Source organism: Pedococcus sp. NPDC057267, assembly GCF_042668795.1.
In the GTDB taxonomy this organism is placed as follows: domain Bacteria; phylum Actinomycetota; class Actinomycetes; order Actinomycetales; family Dermatophilaceae; genus Pedococcus.
In genome coordinates this window covers 1-21,871 of record NZ_JBHUYG010000012.1, presented here as the reverse complement: position 1 = coordinate 21,871, position 21,871 = coordinate 1, and the positions used below count along the sequence as shown (strand labels likewise).

The window sequence follows — 21,871 nt, the reverse complement described above, 5'->3', positions numbered from 1 at the left end:
TCAGTAGAAGCCGTACCGGTCCAGGGCCGGGACGAGCTCGTCCTCCTCGAAGGACAGGTGCTCGAGCAGGGTCTGCGACAGCCGGTCGACGACGCGCTGCAGCTCGGGGGTGCCGGACGCGCCCGACACCAACCCGACCAGGGCGTCGTCGAGCTGCTCGAGCACGTCGTGGATGACGAGGTGCTCCTGCTCGAGCCGGTCGAGCACCGGGGTGAGGGCGGGGTCGCTGCGCCGCAGATGCGGGAAGATCGACCGGTCCTCGAGGCCGTGGTGGCCGGTGACGAAGCGGCAGTACTGCTGGCAGTACGCGCCCAGCGTCCAGTTGTTCTGCCGCATGGTGAGCTCGTTGATGGCGTTGCGGGCCCGGTGGGCCTGCTCCTCGCCGGCCACGACCTGCTCGACGATGTCGCGCAGCCGTGCCAGCTCGGCGCGCAGCCCGTCGTGGACCTCGACGAGGTGGGCGCCCGCGCCCTCGTGCGCCGTGGCGTCGACCGTGGACCGGGACGGGGGCGCGTCGGGAGCCTGGTGTTCGCCGGACGCCCGGGCCGCGCCGGCCGCCGTGGCGGTCGTCGCCAGCGACTCTCGTGCCCCGGGGCCGACGTCGGCGGCCCCGCCTGCGTCGCCGCGCTCCGAAGCGTCCGCGCGGCCGGTGTCGGTCACCACGGGCCCGGCGGGCGCCGCGTCCCGCCGGGTGCGCTCGTCCTCGACGAGCTCACGGGTCGCCGGGGCCACCTCGGCGGCGAACCGCTGCACGTCCCGCACGGAGGCCACGGGGACGATGAAGGTGGACATCCCGTGCTCGAGCGCGAGCTCCGCCAGCTGCTCGGGCGAGGTGCCGGGGTCGACGTTGTAGAGCCGCCGGACGGCCACCGGGTCGCGGCCAGCGGCGCGCGCCGCCTCGTCGATCGTCGCGTTCATCGCCGGGAGCTCCGCGGGCCCGGCATACCCCATCGACGGGAGCCAGCCGTCCGCGAGCCGGCCGGTGAGGCGGAGCATCCGCGGCTTGTACGCCCCGAGCCAGATGCCGACGGGGTGGGCGGGCGCCGGGCCGGAGTGCAGGCCCTTCACGCGGTAGTGCTCCCCGTCGACGGACACCGCGCCCCGGCCGGACCACACGCCGCGGATGACGGCGATGGCCTCCTCGAGGGCGGTCGTGGCCTCACCCGGCGTGCGCCGCGGGCCGCCGGCGGCCGCGATCGCGTCCCAGAAGGCGCCCGTGCCCAGCCCGAGCTCGACACGCCCGCCTGACAGCAGGTCGAGCGTCGCGGCGCTGCGGGCCAGGACCACCGGCGGACGCAGGGGCAGGTTGGCGACGTTGAGGGCCACCCGCACCGTGGTGGTTCGCGCGGCGACGACTGACAGCAGGGTCCAGGCGTCGAGGTGCCGGGCGTTGTAGGGGTGGTCCTGCACGGTCACGAGGTCCAGGCCGCTGACGTCGGCGGCCTCGCTCATCTCCAGGACGAGGTCGGCCGCCGAGGCGTCAGGGGTCGGGAAGATGCCGAACTCCAGCTGGTGTCCGTAGTCCGTCACGAGGTCCTCCGCGTCGTCGCCGTCGGTCCGGGTGCGGGCCGGCGTCAGTCCGAGGTCGACGCCGGGGCCGTGGGCTCACCGTAGGCGCTGGGGCGCTCGTAGTCCCCCAGCACCTCGGCCAGGGCCAGGTGGCGGCGGGCGTCGTCGTGGCGCTGCTGGCGCTGCAGGGTGCGGCCGAGCAGGAGGTGCAGGTAGCCGTCCGCGGGGCGCTCCTCCACGAGCTCACGGAGCACTGCCTCGGCGCGGCCGAGCTGGGCGGAGCCGAAGTAGGCGCGGGCCAGCAGGACCCGCAGCTCGGTGGTGTCGTGCAGGACGTCGGCGTCGCGGGTCTCGGCGACGAGGTCGGCGAGCGCGCCGGCAGCGGCGATGTGGTCGCCGCGGTCGAACAGGCTGCGCGCCCAGGTGAGGCGGAGGGCGAACGGGCTGGTCGTGGTGGTCATACCCTCACAACATAGTTGCTAATTCAACTATTCCCATCACGGACCGGGCGGGACTGGCCCCCGAGGGTCCTCCGCCCGGCGGGTGCGGGCGTCGCACGGCTCAGGCCGGCGTGGCTCCGCTGCCGGACATCCGCCAGCCGCCGCGCAGGATGAGGTCGACGAGTTCCTGGCGCTGCTCCTGGGTGAGGACGCGCTCGTCGGTGGCGTGGGGCTCGTGCATGACCACGAGGGTACGAAGACCCCCGCCGACGACACGAACCGAGGAGGGGTGGGACGAGGGACTCCCGACCGAAGGGAGGAGGACGAGAGCGTCCGAACGTGGCCGAACCGGGCCGAACGGGCGGATTGCCGCCCCCGTCCCTCAGGACCCGGTGGTCAGGAGCGCCGCTCGAGCTCCCGGCGGACGTGCTCGACGACCCCGTCCGCCGCCGCGGTGACCTCGGCATACGTCTGGTCGAAGGCGGACTCGTCCTCGCCGTACCAGGGGTCGTCCATGTCCAGGGTCCCGGCACGCTCGGACTCGGGGTCGAACGAGCGGAGCATGTGGATCTTGTCGCGGTGCGCGTCGGTGCGTGCGAGCCGGCGCAGCTCGCGCGCGTGGCCGGAGTCGGCGGCGAGCACGAGGTCGACCTCGTCGAACCACGGCCGCTCGAACTTGCGGGCCACGTGGTCGGCCCCGCCGAAGTCCTCGTGGCCGTTGCGTGCGAGGACGGCGAGGGTGCGCGGGTCGGCCGGGTTGCCGACCTCCCAGGAGTGCGTGCCGGCCGAGTCGACCACCACCCGGTCGCCCAGGCCCGCCTCGGTGAACCGCTCGCGCAGGACGAACTCGGCCATCGGCGAGCGGCAGATGTTCCCGGTGCAGACGACGGTCACGCGGTAGGGGCGGGAGGCGGTCATGTCCCCATTCAACAGGGCGAGGGTGCGGCGCCGACGGGCCGCCCGGGGTCAGCGCAGCGCGAGCAGCAGCAGCGCGACCGGAGTGGCGAGGACGGCGAGCGCGAAGGCGGTCATGAGGGCGCGCAGCCACCGCGGCGCCTCCTGCTGGGTGAGCAGCTCCATCCGCGCCCGCGTCGCCGACGTGCTGGCCGGGTCGGCGGCCCCGAGCGCAGCGGAGGGGTGGTGCCCGCTGGCGAGCGTGACCAGCGCGCGGGCCAGCGGCACCTCCCCGACAGCCCGACGGGCGGCCCGGTCGGCGAGCACCTCGACGAGCAGGCGCACCTCCCGCAGTGCCTCGGGAGCCCGCAGCCGTTCCGGGGCCGAGCGGTGCAGCACCGTGAAGAACTCCAGCACGAGGTCGTGCCGGGCGCGCAGGTGGGCCTGCTCGTGCGCGAGCACGGCGGCCAGCTCCTCGGGTGGCAGCGCCTGCAGCGCCCCCTCGCTGAGCACCACCCGCCTGCGCAGCCCGGGCAGGCAGTATGCCGTGGGCGTGGGGTGCGCCAGCACGCGCAGCTCGCCGACGTGGCCGCCGGCCCGCACGGCGGCGCCGGTGCGCGGCGGCTCGGTGCCCAGCACGTCGACGAGCTGGCGGTGGCGCCGCCGGTCGGCCCGGATGCCGGTGCCGACCCGGTGGCCGGACCAGAGCAGCCGCGCCAGCACCGCGACCCCGATGAGGGTGGCGACGGGTCCCCACCACGACGGCCCGCCGGTCGCCCACGCCGCGGGCGCGACGGCGAGCGCGGACACCACCGCGGCGAGCGAGACCGCCTGCCACACGAGCAGCGCCTCGAGCGGGGCGCGCCGGAAGCGCACGAGCGGCGCCATCACCCGCGGGGCGGGTCCGGCCAGCAGGACGGCCAGCACGGCCAGGGCTGCCGGGACCAGGGCGTGGCTCAGCGCGACGCCCCCGCGCCTCGCCCCGGCGCGCCCGAGCCGGTGCCCGCGTGCCGGGCCTCGACCTGGGCGAGGGCCACCTTGAGGTCCGCGATCTCGTCCGCGGTGGCGTCGTCGAGGAAGTGCAGCATCGCGGCACGGCGGTCCTCGCCGGCCATGCCCTGGAGCTGCTCGCGCATGGTCGCCGCGGTGAGGGCCTCGCGGCTGCTCGCCGGGGCGTACCGGTACGCGCGCCCGCTGCGCTCCTGGGTGAGCAGGCCGGCGTCCGCGAGCCGTCCCATCACGGTCATGACGGTCGTGTACGCGATCCGGCGACGGGCGACGATCGCCTCGTGGACCTCGCGGACGGACACGGAGGGGTGGCCGGCGTCGACCGCGGACCAGATGGCGTCCATGACGGCGCGCTCGAGGTCCCCAAGCTGGTTGATGGCCTTGTGGGGCATGGCTACCTCATCCTCCGGTGACCGCAGGGACGCGGGCACCCAGGTCAATGATGCCGTCCGCACCCGAGAGGCCCTCGGGCCGGTGGCTCACCACGACGACGGTGCGGGTGCCGCGGGCGCGCAGGAGGTCCTCGAGCACCGCGACGGCGGTGGGGTGGTCGAGGTGCGCAACCGGCTCGTCGAGCAGCAGCACGGGCCGCGCGGACAGCAGCGCGCGGGCGATCGACAGCCGGGCGCGCTCGCCGCCGCTCAGGCCCCGACCCCCCGAGCCGAGCTGCGTGTCGAGGCCCTTGGGCAGTCCCGCGCGCCACTCGCGCAGGCCTGCCGCGTCGAGGGCCGAGTCCACCTCCGCGTCGGTGGCGCCGGGACGGGCGAGCCGCAGGTTCTCGCGCAGGCTGGTGGCGAAGACGTGCGGCTCGTCGTCGACGACGGCGAACAGCGACCGGACGTCGGCCAGCGGCAGGGCCAGGGCGTCGGCGCCGTCGACGGTGTAGCTGCCCGTCTGCGGGTCGAGCTGGCGGGCCAGCACCGCCAGCACGGTCGACTTGCCGCAGCCCGACGAGCCGGTGAGGGCGACGACCGATCCGGGTGCGAGGTCGAGGTCGACCGGGCCGGCCGCGCGGCGGTGCCCGTCCCACGAGGCGGTGACCCCGCGCAGCTGTAGGCGGGGCGGGGCCGGGGGCGCCGCTGCGGACGGGCTCCGATCGGTGGCGTCGCCGGTCGCGAGGGCGGCGGCCACGGCCGGTGCCTCGGCGGTCAGGGCGTCGAGCCGACGTCCCGCGGCACGCGCGCTCGCCAGGGCGCGGGCTGCGTCCGGCAGCGGGCTGAGCACCTCGGCGAGGGCGAACGGCGCCAGCACCACGAGGGCCAGCACCGGGGTGGGCCGGTCGCTGCCGGTGGCGACGAGGGCGGCCACGAGCGTCGCGACCGCGGTGGCGACGGGGATCGCCGCGGCGGCGCCGGCCCGGCCACGGCTCTGCCGCCGAACCGCGGCGGCGAGCGACTCGTGCGCCTCGCCCAGCCAGCGAAGCGCCGACGGCCCGGCGCCGACCGCGGCCAGGTCGAGGGCCTGGCTCGCGGTGAGCTCCGCGGTCGCCGTCGCCGTGGCGCGCGCCCGGACCAGGTCGTTGTGGCCCCGCTCCTCGACCCGCCAGGCGAGCCCGGTCGTGGCGGCGGCGACCACGAGCAGCCCGGCCACCGCGACCCCGGCCCAGGGCTCGACCACGGAGCAGAGCACCGCGGTGAGGACGCCGGTGACGGCCGTGGCGACGAACGGCACGGCCACCCGCACCTGGGCCTCGACGCGGTCGGTCAGGTCGTCGACGACCCCCGACAGCATGGCCGCCCGCCCGTGCCGCACCAGCCGGGCGGGCGTCAGCGGCACCAGCGCGGCATACAGGCGGGTGCGCTCGGTGGCCAGCTCCTCGAGCGCGGCGTCGTGCGAGCGGAGGCGCTCGGCATACCGGAAGACCGGGCGTGCGATGCCGAAGGTGCGCACCGCCACGATGGCGGTGAGCAGGGTGAGGATGACCGGTCGCTCGCTGGCCCGCACGATGAGCCAGCCCGAGGTGGCGGTCAGGGCCACCCCGGACGACAGGGCCGCGGCGCCGAGCACCCCGGCCACGACGGTGCGGGGGGTGAAGAGCCTCATCGGACGAGCACCGCGTGGGCCTCGGGGCGCTCCGCGCCGAGGTGGACGTGGGCGTCGGCGAGGGCCACGAGCTCGGGCCGGTGGGTCACGGCGACGACGCAGCGTGAGTCGGCCAGTGCGCGGATCGCGTTGTGCGCCAGAGCCATCGAGTCGTCGTCGAGGTGTGCCGTCGGCTCGTCGAGGAGCACGACCGGCGCGTCGCCGAGCGCCGCCCTGGCCAGGACGAGGCGGGCTCGCTGGCCTGCGGACAGGCCGCGCCCGTCGTCGCCGAGGCGGGTGTCGAGGCCCTGCGGGAGGGCGGCGACGACCCCGTCGAGGCCGACCGCCCGCAGCGCCGACCAGACGGCGTCGGCCGCGGTCTCGGGGCCGGTCCCGAGCGTGAGGTTCTCGCGCACGGTGCCCGCGGTGAGGAAGGGCCGCTGCGTGACGAGGTGCGTCGCGGGCGCCCGGACGACCCCGGCGTCCGGCGTGCGCAGCCCGGCGAGCAGCTCGAGCAGCGTCGTCTTGCCGATGCCCGAGGGCCCGGTGACCGCGGTGAGGCCGGGTCCGGCGTCGAGGTCCAGCCCGGTGAGGGTCGGGCGGTCCGCGCCCGGGTGGGTGTAGGTGAGGCCGCGCACCGAGATGCCCGGCACCGTGGGAGCGGTCGGCGGCGTGGCCGCCGCGGGGCGTGCGCGGCCGGACGTCGCCGCAGGGACGGCCTGCGGGTCGTCGCCGGCGAGCTCGCGGGTCGCGTCTGCGAGGGCCTGCGCACCGTCGGCGGCGTTGTGGAACTCGGCGCCCACCCGGCGCACCGGCCAGTACGCCTCGGGGGCGAGGAGGATCGCGAGCAGGCCGGTGGGCAGGTCGACCGTGCCGTGGGTCAGCCGGATTCCGACGAACACCGCCACGATCGCCACGCAGATGCTGGCGAGCAGCTCGAGCGCGGCCGAGCTGAGGAACGCGAGCCGCAGCGTCGCCATCGTGGCGACACGGTGCCGCCGGCTGACCTCGCCGACGACCTCCACCTGGCGCTCGGCCCGGCCGTAGGACACCAGGGTCGGCAGGCCGCGCACGACGTCGAGGAAGTGCCCGCTCAGCCCGGCGAGGGCCTGCCACCGCCGCCGGGTCGCGTCCTGCGTCGTCGCGCCGATGAGGGCGGCGAACACCGGCAGCAGCGGCAGCGTCAGCACCACGACGAGCGCGCTGAGCGGGTCGACCAACACCATGACCACGACCGCGAGGGCCGGGACCACCGCGGCGGTGACGAGCGCGGGGAGGAAGCGCGCGACATACGGCTCCACGCTCGCCGACCCCGACGTGGCGAGGGTGACGGCGGTGGCGGGGTCCGGTCGTGCCTCGACCGGCGCCCCGAGCCAGCGCGCGACGAGCCGGTGCCGCAGGGCCGAGCTCACCGTCGTGCCGGCACGGGCCGCGACCCGCTCACCGGCGTGGGCGAGCAGGCCGCGGACCACGAACAGGCCCACGAGGTATGCCGCGGGCTCCGCCAGGGAGGTGCCCCTCACCACCGCGACGACGACGGCGGTCAGGGCGAACGCGGTGGCCACGGTGGCCACGCCCGAGGCGATGCCGACCGCCGCGAGGACGGCGAGGGGCCGCCGGGCCTCGGGGACCGTGCGCAGGAGCTGGGGGTCGAACGGACGCATCGACACCCGGGCCTTCAGTGCATCGCCGGCGCTGGGATGTGCTGGGTGCCGATCCGCTTGCGGAAGACCCAGTACGTCCACGCCTGGTAGGCGACGACGAGCGGCGTGAAGACCACCGCGACCCACGTCATGATCGTCAGCGTCCGGTCGGTGCTCGAGGCGTTGGCGGTCGTCAGGGACCACGCGGCGTTCGTCGTGCTCGGCATGACGTCGGGGAACAGCAGGAGGAAGTACGTCGCCACGGCCATCGCGATGGTGACGAACGTGCCGGTGAACGCCCACCCCTCACGGCCCCGGGCGCCGGCTGCCAGCGCACCCAGGAGCGCGCCTGCTGCCAGCACGGTGGTCGCCCACGACCAGCCGTCGCCCTGCTGGACCCCGAGCACCCCGAGCAGCGCCACGGCGAGGACCGCGGTCACGGCGCCGGTGCGGATCGCGATGCGCCTGGCGTCCTGGCGGATGTCGCCGGCCGTCTTCAGCGCGGTGAAGAAGGCGCCGTGGGTGAGGAAGAGGCCGAGCGTCACCAGGCCGCCGAGCAGCGACAGCGGGTTGAGCAGGGTGAACAGGTTGCCCGTGAACTCCTTGTTCGCCGCGATCGGCAGGCCGCGCACGACGTTGGTCAGGGCGACACCCCAGAGCAGGGCAGGCACGACCGACCCGGCCACGATGGCGATGTCCCAGCGGCGGCGCCACTGCGCGTCGTCGCGCTTGCCCCGGTAGTCGAACCCGAGGTTGCGGACGATGAGCGCCACGAGGATGAGCAGCAGCGGCAGGTAGAACGCGCTGAACATCGTGGCGTACCAGTGCGGGAAGGCCGCGAAGGTCGCGCCACCGGCCGTGAGGACCCACACCTCGTTGCCGTCCCAGACCGGGCCGATCGTGTTGACCAGGACGCGGCGGCGCTTCTCGGTGTCCTCGGCGTCGCGGCCGCGGCCGAGGACCGGCAGCAGCATGCCGACACCGAAGTCGAAGCCCTCGAGGACGAAGTAGCCGGTCCACAGGACGGCGATGAGGATGAACCAGACGGTGCTGAGCTCCATGACGGATTCCGTTCTCTGCGTTGGGGTCTCAGTACGCGAACGCCAGCGGGGCGTCCTCGTCGGTGGACTCGGGCGTGGCGGGCTCCTCGAACGGCGGCGCGCCGGCCCGCAGGTAGGTGAGGAAGAGCTTGACCTCGACGACGGCCAGCACCCCGTAGAGCAGCGTGTAGACGACCATCGACGTGACGACCTCACCGGCCGACACCGACGGGGACACGCCCGTCGCGGTCGTCATCACGCCGAAGACGAGCCAGGGCTGGCGGCCGACCTCGGTGAAGATCCAGCCGAAGCTGTTGCCCAGCACCGGGAGCAGCGGCGCGGCGAGGACGAGCCAGTGCCACCAGCGGGCCCGCGGCACGCGGTCGCGCCGGGTGGTCCACAGCGTGGCGACGGCGATGAGCGCCGCCAGGACGCCGACGCCGATCATGAGCCGGAACGCCCAGTACGACAGGGGGATGTTCGGGGCGTAGGTCGCGTCCACGGTGAGCGGGTTGCCGGCGAACTGCGTCGCGTACTGCGCCTTGAGGTCGTTGATGCCCTGGACGCTGCCGTCGAAGCGGCCGGTGGCCAGGAAGCTCAGCAGTCCGGGGACGGTGATCGAGAACTTCTCCTGGCTGCCGTCGAGCGACCCGACGGTGAAGAGGCTGAACGGGGCGTTGCCGGAGGAGGAGGTGTAGAGCGCCTCGGCGGCAGCCATCTTCATGGGCTGGACCTCGGTCATGATCTTGCCCTGGATGTCACCGGTGACCGAGACCGCGAGGCCGGCGACCAGGGTCACCCAGGCGCCGAGGCGGGTCGAGCGTCGGTACATCGGGGCGTCCTCGCCGACGTCCGCCCGTCGCAGGTGCCACAGGGACACGGCCATCACCATCGCGCCGCCGACCATGTACGCCGCGGTGACGACGTGCGGGAACGTCACGAGCTGCACCTTGTTCGTCAGGACCGCGACGAAGTCGGTGAGCTCGGCCCGGTGGGTCTGCGGGTTGTACCGGTAGCCGACCGGGTGCTGCATGAACGAGTTGGCGGCGAGGATGAAGTACGCCGACAGCAGCGTGCCCACGTGCACGATCCACATCGTCGCGGCGTGCAGCTTCTCGGGGATCCGGCCCCAGCCGAAGATCCACAGCCCGAGGAAGGTCGACTCGAGGAAGAACGCGAGCAGGGCCTCGATGGCCAGCGGCGCCCCGAAGATGTCGCCGACGAAGCGGCTGTAGTCCGACCAGTTCATGCCGAACTGGAACTCCTGCACGATGCCGGTGACCAGCCCGAGCGCGAAGTTGATCGTGAAGAGCTTGCCGAACAGCTTGGCCAGCCTCAGGTCGTCCGGGCGGTGCCTGCGGACCCACGCCGTGTGGTACCACGCCACGAGGGCGGAGAGCCCGATCGTGATGGGCACGAACAGGAAGTGGTAGACGGTCGTGATGGCGAACTGCCACCGCGCCAGGTCGAGGTTGTCCATCGGACTCTCCGGAGGTCGTGGGGTCGGAAGCGACTGCGCTGGAGCCGTGCTACTACGCTCCGTAGTAAATACTACGCCTCGTCGTAGATGCTTCGGCAGGGCCGAAGGTCCCGGGCGGCTGTGACCTGCGGCACCGCCGGTGCCGCGGCTGGCTAGGGTCGCCGGTATGCCGCGTGCCCGCCGCCCGCTCGTCCTCGTCCCCGCCCGGTGGGCGGGCGTCATCGACGGCCGCGAGCGGCCCGGTGTCTTCGCGCCCCGGACGCTCGTGGACGCGATCGCCCGCGCCGGCGGCGAGCCGGTGCTGGCGTGGCCCGACACGACCGAGCGGGCCGAGGCGCTCGTGGCAGTGTCGGACGCCGTCGTCCTGCAGGGCGGGGACGACCTCGACCTGAGGCCGTTCGGGGTGACCGAGGTGCACCCGCGCGAGGTGCACCCGGTGCCGGAGCAGGACGCCGCGGACGTCACGGTCACGCGGGCCGCGCTCGCCGCCGGCCTGCCGGTGCTGGCGATCTGCCGCGGCATGCAGGTCCTCAACGTCGTGCTGGGCGGCACGATCCACCAGCACTACGACGAGACGTCGGTGGCGCACGCCAACAACCCGCACGACGTCGACGTCGTCCCGGGCACCCTGCTCGAGTCGGTCGTCGGCCCCGGCGCCCGCGCCGGCTGGTCGAACCACCACCAGGCCTGCGACCGGCTCGCCGACGGCATGGTCCTGTCGGCGACCACGCCTGACGGCTGTGTCGAGGCGTTCGAGTCGGCCGACGGGACGGTCCTCGCGGTGCAGTGGCACCCCGAGGTGGACGCCGACCGCGTCCCGCACCAGCAGGCGCTGTTCGACTGGGTCGTGCGCGCCACGCGCCAGGGGCCGACCGGCCGGTCGGGCCGACCCGCCCGACCCGTCAGCCGGGGCGGCGCGACGTCACGGCTCCGCCCGGGGCCCGGTCAGTCGGGGTAGCCGAGGGGGTTCTCCCGCTGCCAGTGCCACTGGTCGGCGCACATGTCCTCGATCGTCCGCGTCGCCTTCCAGCCCAGCTCGGCCTCGGCGCGGGAGGGGTCGGCGAACGAGGCGGCGATGTCGCCCGCCCGGCGGCCGACGACCTCGTGCGGCAGCTCGTGGCCGCAGGCCTTCTCGAAGGCGTGCAGCACCTCCAGGACGCTCGTGCCGTGGCCGGTGCCGAGGTTCCAGGTGCAGACCCGCTCGTCGGTGGCGCCCAGCCGGGTGAGGGCGGAGATGTGCCCGGCCGCGAGGTCCTCGACGTGGATGTAGTCGCGCAGCGCGGTGCCGTCAGGGGTCGGGTAGTCGTCGCCGAACACCCGCAGCTTCTCGAGCTTCCCGACCGCGACCTGGGCGATGTAGGGCATGAGGTTGTTGGGGATACCGGACGGGTCCTCGCCGATCGTGCCCGAGGCGTGCGCGCCGACCGGGTTGAAGTAGCGCAGCAGGGCGATCCGCCAGCGCTCGTCGGTGCGGGCGACGTCGCGCAGGATCTGCTCCTGCATGACCTTGGTCCAGCCGTACGGGTTGGTCGCCGCGGTCGGCAGGTCCTCGGTGAACGGCGGCTCGGCCTTGTCGCCGTAGACGGTCGCCGAGGAGGAGAAGACGAGCTTGAAGCACCCGTGCCGCTGCATGGCGCGGACGAGGGCGAAGGTCGAGTCGAGGTTGTTCTGGTAGTACTCCAGCGGCACCTCGACGCTCTCACCGACGGCCTTCAGCCCGGCGAAGTGGATCACCGCGTCGAACTGCCGCTCGGCGAACAGCGACTCGGTCTTGTCCCGGTCGGTCAGGTCGAACGCGTGCACCTCGAGCGGGCCGCCGATGAGCGCCTCGAGCCGCGGCACGACCGTCGGCTTGGAGTTCGCGAAGCTGTCGACGACGACCACCTCGTGGCCGGCGGCGGCGAGCTGGACGACGGTGTGGGAGCCGATGTAGCCGGAACCGCCGGTGACGAGGACGCGCATGGCCCAACCGTATGCCGCGCGGCCCGTGCAGGGCCACGCGGCATACGCGAGCGTGCCGGTCGACCACGGGCCCCGACGACGGTCCGGGCCCGGCGCAGCGCTGTCAGCCCCGCAGCGAGCGGGACCGGCCGCGGAACTCGGCCACGACCGCGCCGTCGGACTCGCGGGTCACCGTCACGTCGGTGAGCCCGCTGCGGCCGTAGGCGGCCCGGGTGCGGCCCTCGGCCACGAGGACGTCACCGAGCCGGGCAGAGGTGACGAAGGTGATGTCGGCGCCGGCCGCGACGGTCAGCCGGCCGCCGGAGTTGCAGACGAGGGCGAACGTCGAGTCGGCCAGGGTGAAGATGAAGCCGCCGTGCGCGATGTCGTGGCCGTTGACCATCGCCTCGGTCACGGCCATGGAGACGACGGCGTGGTCGGGCTCGATCGTGAGGGCCTGCATGCCCAGGCCGCGGCTGGCGCGGTCGTCCGCCCACATGCGGCGGACGTGGGTGAGGTCGGGCCCGGTCGGTGCGCCATCGGTCATGTCGCCATCGTCGCGCACGCGTCGGGCGCCGACCCGCCGCCGCGCGGTCAGCAGGCGGGGACCTCCCTCCGTCGCCTCCCTCTGGCACGATCGGCCCATGAACTTCCTGATCAAGATCGCGGTGAACGCCGTCGCGCTGTGGGTCGCCGCGTGGCTCGTGCCGGGCATCTCGTTCGGCGAGGGCAAGTTCGGGTCCAAGTTCGCGACCGTCCTGCTGGTCGCGCTCGTCTTCGGCCTCATCAACGCCATCGTCAAGCCGGTCGCCAAGTTCTTCAGCTTCCCCCTCATCGTGCTGACGCTGGGGCTGTTCACCTTCGTCGTGAACGCGTTCATGCTGCAGCTCACCGAGTGGGTCTCCGGGCCGCTGGGGCTGTCGTTCGTCATCGACCACTTCTGGTGGGACGCGATCCTCGGCGCCCTGGTCATCACCATCGTCTCGATGGTCCTCGGCTGGGTCCTCCCCGACGACGACGACTGACCCCCTCCTCCCGGCGCCGCGCCGCATACAGTGACGCCATGACCTCCAGCTCCTCGGCCGCAGACGGCGGCGTCCGCCTTCGCGACGCCCTCGACCAGGTGCCCGCGTACGTCCCCGGCAAGCCGGCCGCCGCCCGCGAGGGCGTCACGGCATACAAGATCTCGTCCAACGAGAACCCGTACCCGCCGCTGCCGTCGGTCCTCGAGGTCGTGCGCGAGGCAGCTGGCTCGATCAACCGGTACCCCGACATGGCTGTCGGCGAGCTCTCCCAGGCGATCGCCGACCGGCTCGGCGTCCCGGTCGAGCACGTCGCCACCGGCACCGGCTCGGTCGGCGTCCTCGGCCAGGTCATCCAGGCCACCTGCGACCCCGGCGACGAGGTCGTCTACGCCTGGCGCTCGTTCGAGGCCTACCCCATCGTCACCGCGCTCGCCGGCGCGAAGTCGGTCCAGGTGGGCCTGGACGACCACGCCCGCCACCGGCTCGACGCGATGCGCGCGGCGATCACGGACCGCACCAAGGTCGTCATCGTCTGCACCCCGAACAACCCCACCGGCACGATGGTCACGCACACCGAGCTGGCGGCGTTCGTCGAGTCCGTGCCGCGCACCGTCCTCGTCGTCATCGACGAGGCCTACGTCGAGTTCGTCACGGGCGAGGACGCGCCCCGCAGCCTCGAGCTCTACCGCGACCACCCCAACGTCATGGTCCTGCGCACGTTCTCCAAGGCGTACGGCCTGGCCGGCCTGCGCGTCGGGTATGCCGTGGCGCACGAGCCGGTGGCGGGCGCGCTGCGCAAGACGGCCGTGCCGTTCGGCGTGAACTCCCTCGCCCAGGCGGCGGCCGTCGCCTCCCTCGGCGCGTTCGACGAGCTCAAGGAGCGGGTCGACGCGCTCGTCGCCGAGCGCACCCGGGTCGTCGCGGCGCTGCGCGGTCAGGGCTGGTTCATCCCCGACACCGAGGCCAACTTCGTCTGGTTCGCCCTCGGCGACCGCTCGGCCGACTTCGCCCAGGCCGCCCAGGAGGCCGGGCTCACCGTCCGCCCGTACGGCACCGACGGCGTGCGCGCCACCATCGGCGAGACCGAGGCCAACGACGCCCTCATCGAGGTCGCGGGCCAGTTCCTCACGGACCACCCCGCCTCCTAGGGTGGGGGCCATGGTCGACACCTGGCTCCCCCCGTACCTCGCCTCCCCCGACCGCTACGGCCCCATGCCGTACCGCAAGGTCGGCCAGTCGGGCCTGCGGCTGCCCGCGGTCAGCCTCGGCCTGTGGCACAACTTCGGCGACGACAAGCCGTTCGAGACCCAGCGCGCCATCCTGCGCCGGGCCTTCGACATCGGGATCACCCACTTCGACCTGGCCAACAACTACGGGCCGCCCTACGGCGCCGCCGAGACCAACTTCGGCCGCCACCTGCGCGACGACTTCCGCCCGTACCGCGACGAGCTGGTCATCTCCTCCAAGGCCGGCTGGGACATGTGGCCCGGCCCCTACGGCGACGGCGGCTCGCGCAAGTACCTCGTCGCCAGCCTCGACCAGACCCTCAAGCGCACCGGCCTCGACTACGTCGACATCTTCTACAGCCACCGCCCCGACCCCGACACCCCGCTCGAGGAGACGATGGGGGCGCTCGCCTCGATCGTCCAGCAGGGCAAGGCGCTGTATGCCGGCATCTCCAGCTACGGCCCGGAGCTCACCGCCCAGGCGGCGGACCTGCTGCGCGACATGGGCGTCCCGCTGACCATCCACCAGCCCAGCTACTCGATGCTCAACCGCTGGGTCGAGGGCGGCCTGCTCGACACCCTCGGCGAGCGCGGGGTCGGCTGCATCGCGTTCAGCCCGCTGGCGCAGGGCATGCTCACGGACAAGTACCTCGGCGGCATCCCCGAGGGGTCCCGCGCCAGCCAGGGCAAGTCGCTGTCGCCCGACCTGCTCAGCGACGAGGCGCTGGCCCACGTCCGCAGGCTCAACGACCTCGCCCAGGAGCGCGGGCAGTCCCTCGCGCAGATGGCGCTGTCGTGGGTGCTGCGCGACGAGCGGGTCACCTCGGTGCTCATCGGCGCGTCCAGCGTGGCCCAGCTCGAGGACTCGGCCGCGGCCGTGGCGAACCTACGGTTCAGCGACGCCGAGCTCGAGGAGATCGACCGCGACGCCGTCGAGGCGGGCATCGACCTCTGGCGCACCCAGTCCCAGCTCAGCTGACCGGGCCGGGCTGCCCGCACGCCTCGTCTACGTCATCGGCGGGTGTCTGACCCGCGCCGCCCCGGGGCATGGTCGAACGACGACCGTGGTCAGTTTCGACGGCGTGGGAGTGTGACGTGACCTCGACGCAGGACGTGCAGCAGCTCGGCGGACCGGCTGCCCCCCGCGTGCTGAGCGTGCCCTCGCTGCGCAGGCTGCTGCGCCCCGGGCCCACGCTCGTGCTGCTGGCCCTCCTGGTGGGGGCGGCCTCGGCCCCGACCGGCCGGGAGGCCGGTGCGGCGGGCTCGTCCGGCGACCCGGGCAGGTCAGGCGCCGCGTCCGCACGCCAGGTCCCCGGCTGGCAGCAGGAGACAGGCCCACGCCCTGCCGTGGCAGTCGGCCCGGGCACGGCACTCCCGGTCGCTCCCTCACCGGTCGTGCTGCCTCTCTCCCCGGTCGTGCTGGTGGAGCCGTCCGGGGGTCAGGGAACTGCCGTCGGCGTCGGCGCAGACCTGTGGGCCGCCTACCGCTCGGCGGCCGGCGCCGTCCCGGTGTCGTGCCACCTCGACCCCAGGCTCCTGGCAGCCATCGGCCAGGTCGAGTCCGGCTCCTTGGCCGGACGCACCCTCGACTCCCACCACCGCGCCGTGCCGCCCGTCCTCGGTCCCGTGCTCGACGGCAACGGGTACGCGCGCATCCCCGACACCGACCACGGGCGGTGGGACGGAGACCCGGTGTGGGACCGCGCCGTCGGCCCGATGCAGTTCATCCCCTCCACGTGGGCCCGCTGGGGCGTCGACGCGAACGGTGACGGCGTGGCCGACCCGCAGGAGATCGAGGACGCCTCGCTCTCCGCCGCCGACTACCTGTGCGCCGGCGGCCGGGACCTCTCGCAGCCGGCGGACCTGCAGGCCGCGATCCTGTCCTACAACCACTCGGCCTCCTACCTGGCCACCGTCCTGGCCCTCGTGCCCCGCATGACCCCGGACGCGCTCGGCACGACGCTGGTCGGGACCGGCACGGCCGTGCCCGCGGCGCTCGTCGTGGGTCCCCCGTCCGTCCCGGCGACGACGGCCGCCCCGGCGTCCGCGTCGACGGCCGTGCGGCCGGCCACGACCTCCCGCCCGGCGACCAGCCCGACCACGGTGGCCGGCAGCGCGGCGGCGGCCGGCACGCCGGCGGCGACCCGCACCGGGACCGGCAGCCCGACGACCACGGCCACCTCCACGACCGCGGGCTCCCCGCCGACGGCGGGCTCCTCGCCGACCACGGGCACCTCGACGACCACCACCGCGACGACGCCCGCGGGTACCGGCCCGACGACGGCCCCCACGACCTCGACGACCCCCACGACCTCGACGAGCGGGACCACCGGGACGACCGGGACGAGCAGCCCGTCCGCGACCACACCGGCGTGCCCGTCCGGGTCGGCCACCGGCACGGCCACCTCGGGCACGCCCAGCCCGACGTCCCCCTCGGGGACCACGTCGACGACCCCGACCGCCTCGTGCACCACGACGGCCGACACCGCGCCGACGCCGGTCCCGTCGACCTCGTCCGCCACCGCCGCCGAGGCGACCCTGCTGGGCCGGGCGGGCGCCTCGTCAGCAGGCTGACCGGCGGGCCGACCGCCCCCTCCGGCCCGCAGTCACCTCCCATGGGCGGCGCCGAAGCGCTGTCCCGTCCCGGATTCTGAGATTCTCTGCTGCTGCGGATATCTTGGCCCGTGCAAGGGCCACATGTGAGCGCCGCCACAAGCAGTGCCACACCACCATGCCGCCAGACACCGGCGGGGACCCCGCCAGGGTGAAGAAGGAGTGCCTGTGAGCGACAACGCTGTCGCCGACGCCACCAGCGTCGACCATGAGGGCGACGTGATCGCCGAGCTGACCGCACCCGTGCCCGAGGTGGGTGACGGCGGGCCCGAGATGGTCCAGCTGCTCACCCCCGAGGGGCAGCGCGTGGAGAACACCGAGTACGACGAGTACGTCAAGGACCTCGGCGAGGAGGAGCTGCGCGGCTTCTACCGTGACCTGGTCCTCATCCGCCGGGTCGACGCCGAGGCGACCGCGCTCCAGCGCCAGGGCGAGCTGGGCATCTGGGCCTCGCTGCTCGGCCAGGAGGCCGCCCAGGTCGGCTCCGGTCGCGCCCTGCGCCCGCAGGACTACGCCTTCCCGACCTACCGCGAGCACGGCGTCGCCTGGTGCCGCGGGGTCGACCCGCTCAACCTCCTCGGCCTCTTCCGCGGCGTCAACCACGGCGGCTGGGACCCGAACGAGAAGAACTTCCACCTCTACACGATCGTCATCGGCGCGCAGACCCTGCACGCGACCGGGTACGCCATGGGCATCCAGCGCGACGGCGCGGTCGGCACCGGTGACGAGGACCGCGACGCGGCCGTGATCGCCTACTTCGGCGACGGCGCGACCGCGCAGGGCGACGTCAACGAGTCGTTCGTCTACGCGGCCGTCAACAACGCTCCGGTGGTCTTCTTCTGCCAGAACAACCAGTGGGCCATCTCCGAGCCGAACGAGCGCCAGACCCGCATCCCGCTCTACCAGCGGGCGCGCGGCTTCGGCTTCCCCGGCGTCCGGGTGGACGGCAACGACGTGCTCGCCGTGTATGCCGTGACCAAGCAGGCGCTCAACGCCGCCCGCACCGGCCAGGGCCCCACCTTCATCGAGGCGTTCACGTACCGCATGGGGGCCCACACGACCTCGGACGACCCCACCAAGTACCGCGTCTCCGCCGAGGTCGAGGTGTGGAAGCACCGTGACCCGATCGAGCGGCTCAAGTCCTACCTCGTGCACGAGAAGAAGGCCGACCAGGCGTTCTTCGACGAGGTCGACCGCGAGGCCGACGAGCTCGCCGCCCACGTCCGCGAGGGCTGCCTGTCGATGCCCGACCCCACCGGCGACTCGATGTTCGACCACATCTACGTCGAGCCGCACCCGGTCGTCGAGGCCGAGCGCAAGGAGTTCGCCGCCTACCACGCCGGCTTCGCCGAGGAGGGAGGTCACTGATGGGGACCATGACCATCGCCAAGGGCATCAACTCGGGCCTGCGCGCTGCCATGGAGCGCGACCCCAAGGTCGTCCTCATGGGAGAGGACATCGGCAAGCTCGGCGGCGTCTTCCGCGTCACCGAGGGCCTGCAGAAGGACTTCGGCGAGGACCGGGTCATCGACACCCCGCTCGCCGAGGCCGGCATCGTCGGCACCGCGATCGGCATGGCGCTGCGCGGCTACCGGCCCGTCGTGGAGATCCAGTTCGACGGCTTCGTCTACCCGGCGTTCGACCACATCGTCAGCCAGGTCGCCAAGATGCGCGCCCGCTCGCTGGGCAAGGTCAAGCTGCCGATGGTCATCCGCATCCCCGTCGGCGGCGGCATCGGTGCCGTCGAGCACCACTCCGAGTCCAACGAGGCGTACTTCGCGCACACCGCGGGCCTGAAGGTCGTCTGCTGCTCGAACGCCGAGGACGCCTACTGGATGATCCAGCAGGCGATCGAGACCGACGACCCGGTGCTCTTCTACGAGCCCAAGCGCCGGTACTGGGACAAGGGCGAGGTGGCCGAGGACGGCGCGCCCCGCGACCTGCTGCGCGCCAACGTCGTCCGCGAGGGCACCGACGCGACGCTCATCGCGTACGGCCCCATGGTCAAGACCTGCCTGCAGGCCGCCGAGGCCGCCGCGGCGGAGGGCAAGGACCTCGAGGTCATCGACCTGCGCTCCCTGTCGCCGCTGGACGTCCCCGCGCTGACCGAGTCGGTCCGCAAGACCGGCCGGGCCGTCGTCGTGCACGAGGCGTCGACCTTCCTCGGCATGGGCGCGGAGATCGCCGCGACCCTGCAGCAGGAGTGCTTCTACTCCCTCGAGGCCCCGGTGATGCGGGTGGGCGGCTACAACCTGCCGTACCCGCCCAGCAAGCTCGAGGAGGAGTTCCTCCCCGACCTCGACCGGGTGCTCGACGCCGTCGACCGCTCGCTGGCCTTCTGAGAGGGGCGCGCACACCCATGTCCGTTCGTGAGTTCAAGCTTCCCGACCCGGGTGAGGGCCTGACCGAGGCCGAGATCGTCACCTGGAACGTCAAGGTCGGCGACACGGTCAAGGTCAACGACATCGTCGTCGAGATCGAGACCGCCAAGTCCCTGGTCGAGCTGCCCGTGCCGTTCGCCGGCACGGTCACCGCCCTGCTCGTCGACGAGGGGTCGACCGTCGAGGTCGGCACGCCGATCATCGCCGTCGACACCGCCGGCGGCGCCGGTGCCGGTGCCCCGACGTCGGTGCATGACGCACCCGCCGAGGGCCCGGTCGAGCCGGGCCTCGAGGGCAGCCCCGCCCCGAAGCTCGCCGCCGAGGTCGCCGCCACGCACGCCGAGGAGGAGCAGATCGAGGAGGGCAAGATCGGCGGGACGACGTCCACCGGTCGCACGGCCGTCCTCGTCGGCTACGGCGTCAAGCAGACCGAGGCCAAGCGTCGCCCGCGCAAGCCGGGCGCAGGCGCTCCCGCGCCGGCCGACGGCACGACCGCCCCTGCGGCGGCCGTGCCCACCGCGTCCCCGGCCGCCCCGGCTGCCGCGGTCTCGACGGCTGCGGTGCCCGCTGCCCGGGCGGGTGGCGCCCGCGCGCTCGCCAAGCCGCCGGTGCGCAAGTACGCCAAGGACCTCGGCGTCGACCTGGCCTCCGTCATGGGGTCGGGCGACGGGGGGATCATCACCCGCGCCGACGTCGAGGCGCACGCCTCGGGCGCCGCGACCGGTGTCCCGGCCACGGGCGCCGCTCCCGCTGCAGGTGGCGGCAGCGAGGCCGGCGCGGCAGCGGCGGAAGCCGGCCGGGCGGCATACACGGCTCCGGTGTTCGCCCGCACGGGCGAGCGGGAGACGCGCATCCCGATCAAGGGCGTCCGCAAGATGACCGCGCAGGCCATGGTGGGTAGCGCGTTCACCGCGCCGCACGTCACCGAGTGGGTCACCGTCGACGCGACCGCCACGATGGAGCTCGTCGAGCGGCTCAAGAAGGACCGCGAGTTCAAGGACGTCAAGGTCACGCCGCTGCTGGTGCTGGCCAAGGCGATGGCGATCGCGATCCGGCGCCACCCGGAGATCAACGCGACGTGGGACGAGGCCGCGCAGGAGATCGTGGTCAAGCACTACGTCAACCTGGGCATCGCCGCCGCGACGCCGCGGGGCCTGATCGTCCCGAACATCAAGGACGCCGACCAGATGTCGATGCGGCAGCTGGCCGAGGCGATCGGTGCCCTCACCGCCACCGCGCGCGAGGGACGCACCCAGCCGGCCGAGATGTCGGGCGGGACGATCACGATCACGAACGTCGGCGTCTTCGGCGTCGACACCGGCACGCCGATCATCAACCCCGGGGAGTCCGCGATCCTGGCGTTCGGCGCCATCCGCCGCCAGCCGTGGGTCGTCACGGCCAAGGACGGCACAGAGACGATCGAGCCGCGCTGGGTCACCCAGCTGGCCCTGTCGTTCGACCACCGGCTCGTCGACGGCGAGCTCGGCAGCAAGTTCCTCGCCGACGTCGGCGCGATCCTCGCCGACCCGGCCCGCGGGCTCGTCTGGGGCTGACGCCAGGGGGCGACCCGCCCACCCTCCGCAGGCTCCGCGCACCTCCGGGTGCGCGGAGCCTGCGCGTTCGGTGGCCCCGGGGCGCCGGAGACGGTCGAGGGCGTCCCACGGGCCCGTCCCACGGCGCGGCGTATGCGGTTGCCCAAGATTCGTCCAAGCCTGCGGCCCGCTGCGGGCTTGGGGCCGCGCGGGGCAGGTACGGTCGGCTGGTCGTCGACACAGGGGGGACCGAGATGACGATGCCAGTGCTGCCGGTGACCCCGCGGCCGTTCAGCGCCGACCAGCAGCAGGCCGTGCTCGACGCCGCCGCCCGGCTGCAGACGTGTCGTGGCGACTGGGCGCGGCGGCTGTCGGGGGGCCCGTGTGATGGCGGCCGGATCATCGCCCACGGGGACCTCGATGCGGGTCTCTACGGCGACTCCACGCGGTGGACGGTCCTGCTGAGCGCCACCTGCGCCGTGAGCGCACCCTTCCTGCGTGCCTCGCTGCCGCACCAGCGGCACCTGGTTTCCCAGGGCCTGCGAGCCGAGACCCTCTTCGACCACGACCGCGTGGGCGAGCAGACCCTGGACGTCCTGCGGTCCGAGCAGGACCCCTCGTACCGGCTCGCGTTCGTCCCCCTGCAGATGAAGATCGTCGACGGGAGCGAGGTCGTGCTGCAGGGACCCACCCTCGGTGGCCGGCCGACCCTGATGGCGGTCGACGAGCCCCGGACGGTGACGGCTGCCTGGGCCTACTGGCGCGCGGTGCGGGAGACCTCGGTGCCCGTGCCCCCGGCGCCCGGGGGCGGTGACGGCCTGACGGTGCGCCAGCAGCGCATCGTGACGCTCCTGCGCCAGGACCTCACCGACGAGGCCGTCGCCCGGCACCTGGGGTGCAGCGTCCGGACCGTGCGCGGCGACGTCGCCCAGATCATGGAGCGGGTGGGGGCGCACTCGCGCTTCGCCGTGGCCCACCGCCTGGCCACCGCGGTGCGCAGGGGCTGACCCCCGGACGTCCGGAGCCGCGTCGACCGTCCCGCTTGCAGGTTCCTGCAGGGCGGGCGACGTCGAGGCGGGCCGCCGGTTCACTTCGTCGAGCGGGGCCGGCAGGGGCC

Annotated in this window: 20 protein-coding genes; 9 read left to right on the top strand and 11 right to left on the bottom strand. The window is 73.8% G+C overall.

Going from position 1 to position 21,871, the window contains the following annotated elements; all coding sequences use genetic code 11:
• The 9 genes from ACFUC1_RS04720 to ACFUC1_RS04680 all read right to left on the bottom strand — a co-directional run bounded on the left by ACFUC1_RS04720 (position 1) and on the right by ACFUC1_RS04680 (position 10,036).
• A complete protein-coding gene (locus ACFUC1_RS04720) occupies positions 1-1,530 on the bottom strand; it encodes an LLM class flavin-dependent oxidoreductase (RefSeq protein ID WP_379117121.1) in 1,530 nt (509 codons plus the stop codon).
• A 44-nt stretch (positions 1,531-1,574) separates the two neighbouring features.
• On the bottom strand, positions 1,575-1,970 hold the full coding sequence (locus ACFUC1_RS04715; RefSeq protein WP_379117119.1) for a tetratricopeptide repeat protein: 396 nt from the start codon (positions 1,968-1,970) through the stop codon (positions 1,575-1,577).
• A 375-nt stretch (positions 1,971-2,345) separates the two neighbouring features.
• The gene (locus tag ACFUC1_RS04710; protein WP_379117117.1) at positions 2,346-2,867 is read right to left on the bottom strand and encodes a low molecular weight protein-tyrosine-phosphatase; all 522 of its coding nucleotides are present in this window, start codon (positions 2,865-2,867) and stop codon (positions 2,346-2,348) included.
• A 48-nt stretch (positions 2,868-2,915) separates the two neighbouring features.
• Positions 2,916-3,770, bottom strand: coding sequence for a M56 family metallopeptidase (locus ACFUC1_RS04705; protein ID WP_379117116.1), 855 nt, complete (start codon positions 3,768-3,770; stop codon positions 2,916-2,918).
• A gap of 29 nt (positions 3,771-3,799) precedes the next feature.
• The gene (locus ACFUC1_RS04700) at positions 3,800-4,243 is read right to left on the bottom strand and encodes a BlaI/MecI/CopY family transcriptional regulator (RefSeq protein ID WP_379117114.1); all 444 of its coding nucleotides are present in this window, start codon (positions 4,241-4,243) and stop codon (positions 3,800-3,802) included.
• A gap of 7 nt (positions 4,244-4,250) precedes the next feature.
• Positions 4,251-5,894 carry a thiol reductant ABC exporter subunit CydC gene (gene cydC, locus ACFUC1_RS04695; RefSeq protein WP_379117112.1) on the bottom strand — a complete coding sequence of 548 codons (1,644 nt, stop codon included), beginning with the start codon at positions 5,892-5,894 and terminating at the stop codon, positions 4,251-4,253.
• Positions 5,891-7,537 (bottom strand): thiol reductant ABC exporter subunit CydD, encoded by a 1,647-nt coding sequence (cydD, locus tag ACFUC1_RS04690; protein WP_379117211.1) that lies wholly within the window; start codon positions 7,535-7,537, stop codon positions 5,891-5,893. Before cydD ends, cydC begins: the two co-directional genes overlap by 4 nt.
• A gap of 14 nt (positions 7,538-7,551) precedes the next feature.
• Entirely contained in the window at positions 7,552-8,577 is a 1,026-nt protein-coding gene (gene cydB, locus ACFUC1_RS04685) for a cytochrome d ubiquinol oxidase subunit II (protein ID WP_379117110.1), read from the bottom strand.
• Positions 8,578-8,605: 28 nt separating this feature from the next.
• Entirely contained in the window at positions 8,606-10,036 is a 1,431-nt protein-coding gene (locus ACFUC1_RS04680) for a cytochrome ubiquinol oxidase subunit I (RefSeq protein ID WP_379117108.1), read from the bottom strand.
• A gap of 166 nt (positions 10,037-10,202) precedes the next feature.
• Between ACFUC1_RS04680 and ACFUC1_RS04675 the strand changes: the two genes are divergently transcribed.
• Positions 10,203-10,994 carry a gamma-glutamyl-gamma-aminobutyrate hydrolase family protein gene (locus ACFUC1_RS04675; protein WP_379117106.1) on the top strand — a complete coding sequence of 264 codons (792 nt, stop codon included), beginning with the start codon at positions 10,203-10,205 and terminating at the stop codon, positions 10,992-10,994.
• Here ACFUC1_RS04675 and galE read toward each other — a convergent pair.
• Both galE and paaI read right to left on the bottom strand, forming a co-directional pair.
• Positions 10,982-11,998, bottom strand: a complete 1,017-nt coding sequence (galE, locus tag ACFUC1_RS04670) for a UDP-glucose 4-epimerase GalE (RefSeq protein ID WP_379117104.1) — start codon at positions 11,996-11,998, stop codon at positions 10,982-10,984. The two genes, ACFUC1_RS04675 and galE, sit on opposite strands and share 13 nt — an antisense overlap.
• A gap of 103 nt (positions 11,999-12,101) precedes the next feature.
• Positions 12,102-12,524, bottom strand: a complete 423-nt coding sequence (gene paaI, locus ACFUC1_RS04665) for a hydroxyphenylacetyl-CoA thioesterase PaaI (RefSeq protein WP_379117102.1) — start codon at positions 12,522-12,524, stop codon at positions 12,102-12,104.
• A 97-nt stretch (positions 12,525-12,621) separates the two neighbouring features.
• Here paaI and ACFUC1_RS04660 point away from each other — a divergent pair, with 97 nt between their 5' ends.
• The 8 genes from ACFUC1_RS04660 (at position 12,622) to ACFUC1_RS04625 (ending at position 21,761) form a co-directional block, all read left to right on the top strand.
• Complete coding sequence (locus tag ACFUC1_RS04660; protein ID WP_310152456.1) at positions 12,622-13,002, top strand: phage holin family protein; 381 nt, start codon at positions 12,622-12,624, stop codon at positions 13,000-13,002.
• A gap of 38 nt (positions 13,003-13,040) precedes the next feature.
• Positions 13,041-14,150 carry a histidinol-phosphate transaminase gene (gene hisC / locus ACFUC1_RS04655; protein WP_379117100.1) on the top strand — a complete coding sequence of 370 codons (1,110 nt, stop codon included), beginning with the start codon at positions 13,041-13,043 and terminating at the stop codon, positions 14,148-14,150.
• A 10-nt stretch (positions 14,151-14,160) separates the two neighbouring features.
• Entirely contained in the window at positions 14,161-15,207 is a 1,047-nt protein-coding gene (gene mgrA, locus ACFUC1_RS04650) for an L-glyceraldehyde 3-phosphate reductase (RefSeq protein ID WP_379117098.1), read from the top strand.
• Positions 15,208-15,323: 116 nt separating this feature from the next.
• Positions 15,324-16,802, top strand: a complete 1,479-nt coding sequence (locus tag ACFUC1_RS04645) for a lytic murein transglycosylase (RefSeq protein ID WP_379117096.1) — start codon at positions 15,324-15,326, stop codon at positions 16,800-16,802.
• Positions 16,803-17,009: 207 nt separating this feature from the next.
• Positions 17,010-18,209, top strand: coding sequence for a pyruvate dehydrogenase (acetyl-transferring) E1 component subunit alpha (gene pdhA, locus ACFUC1_RS04640; RefSeq protein ID WP_379117094.1), 1,200 nt, complete (start codon positions 17,010-17,012; stop codon positions 18,207-18,209).
• Positions 18,209-19,183 (top strand): alpha-ketoacid dehydrogenase subunit beta, encoded by a 975-nt coding sequence (locus ACFUC1_RS04635; protein ID WP_379117092.1) that lies wholly within the window; start codon positions 18,209-18,211, stop codon positions 19,181-19,183. The genes pdhA and ACFUC1_RS04635 overlap by 1 nt, the downstream gene beginning before the upstream one ends.
• Positions 19,184-19,200: 17 nt before the next feature.
• Positions 19,201-20,775 (top strand): dihydrolipoamide acetyltransferase family protein, encoded by a 1,575-nt coding sequence (locus ACFUC1_RS04630; RefSeq protein ID WP_379117090.1) that lies wholly within the window; start codon positions 19,201-19,203, stop codon positions 20,773-20,775.
• Positions 20,776-21,008: 233 nt separating this feature from the next.
• Positions 21,009-21,761 carry a helix-turn-helix transcriptional regulator gene (locus ACFUC1_RS04625; RefSeq protein ID WP_379117088.1) on the top strand — a complete coding sequence of 251 codons (753 nt, stop codon included), beginning with the start codon at positions 21,009-21,011 and terminating at the stop codon, positions 21,759-21,761.
• Positions 21,762-21,871 lie beyond the last annotated feature (110 nt).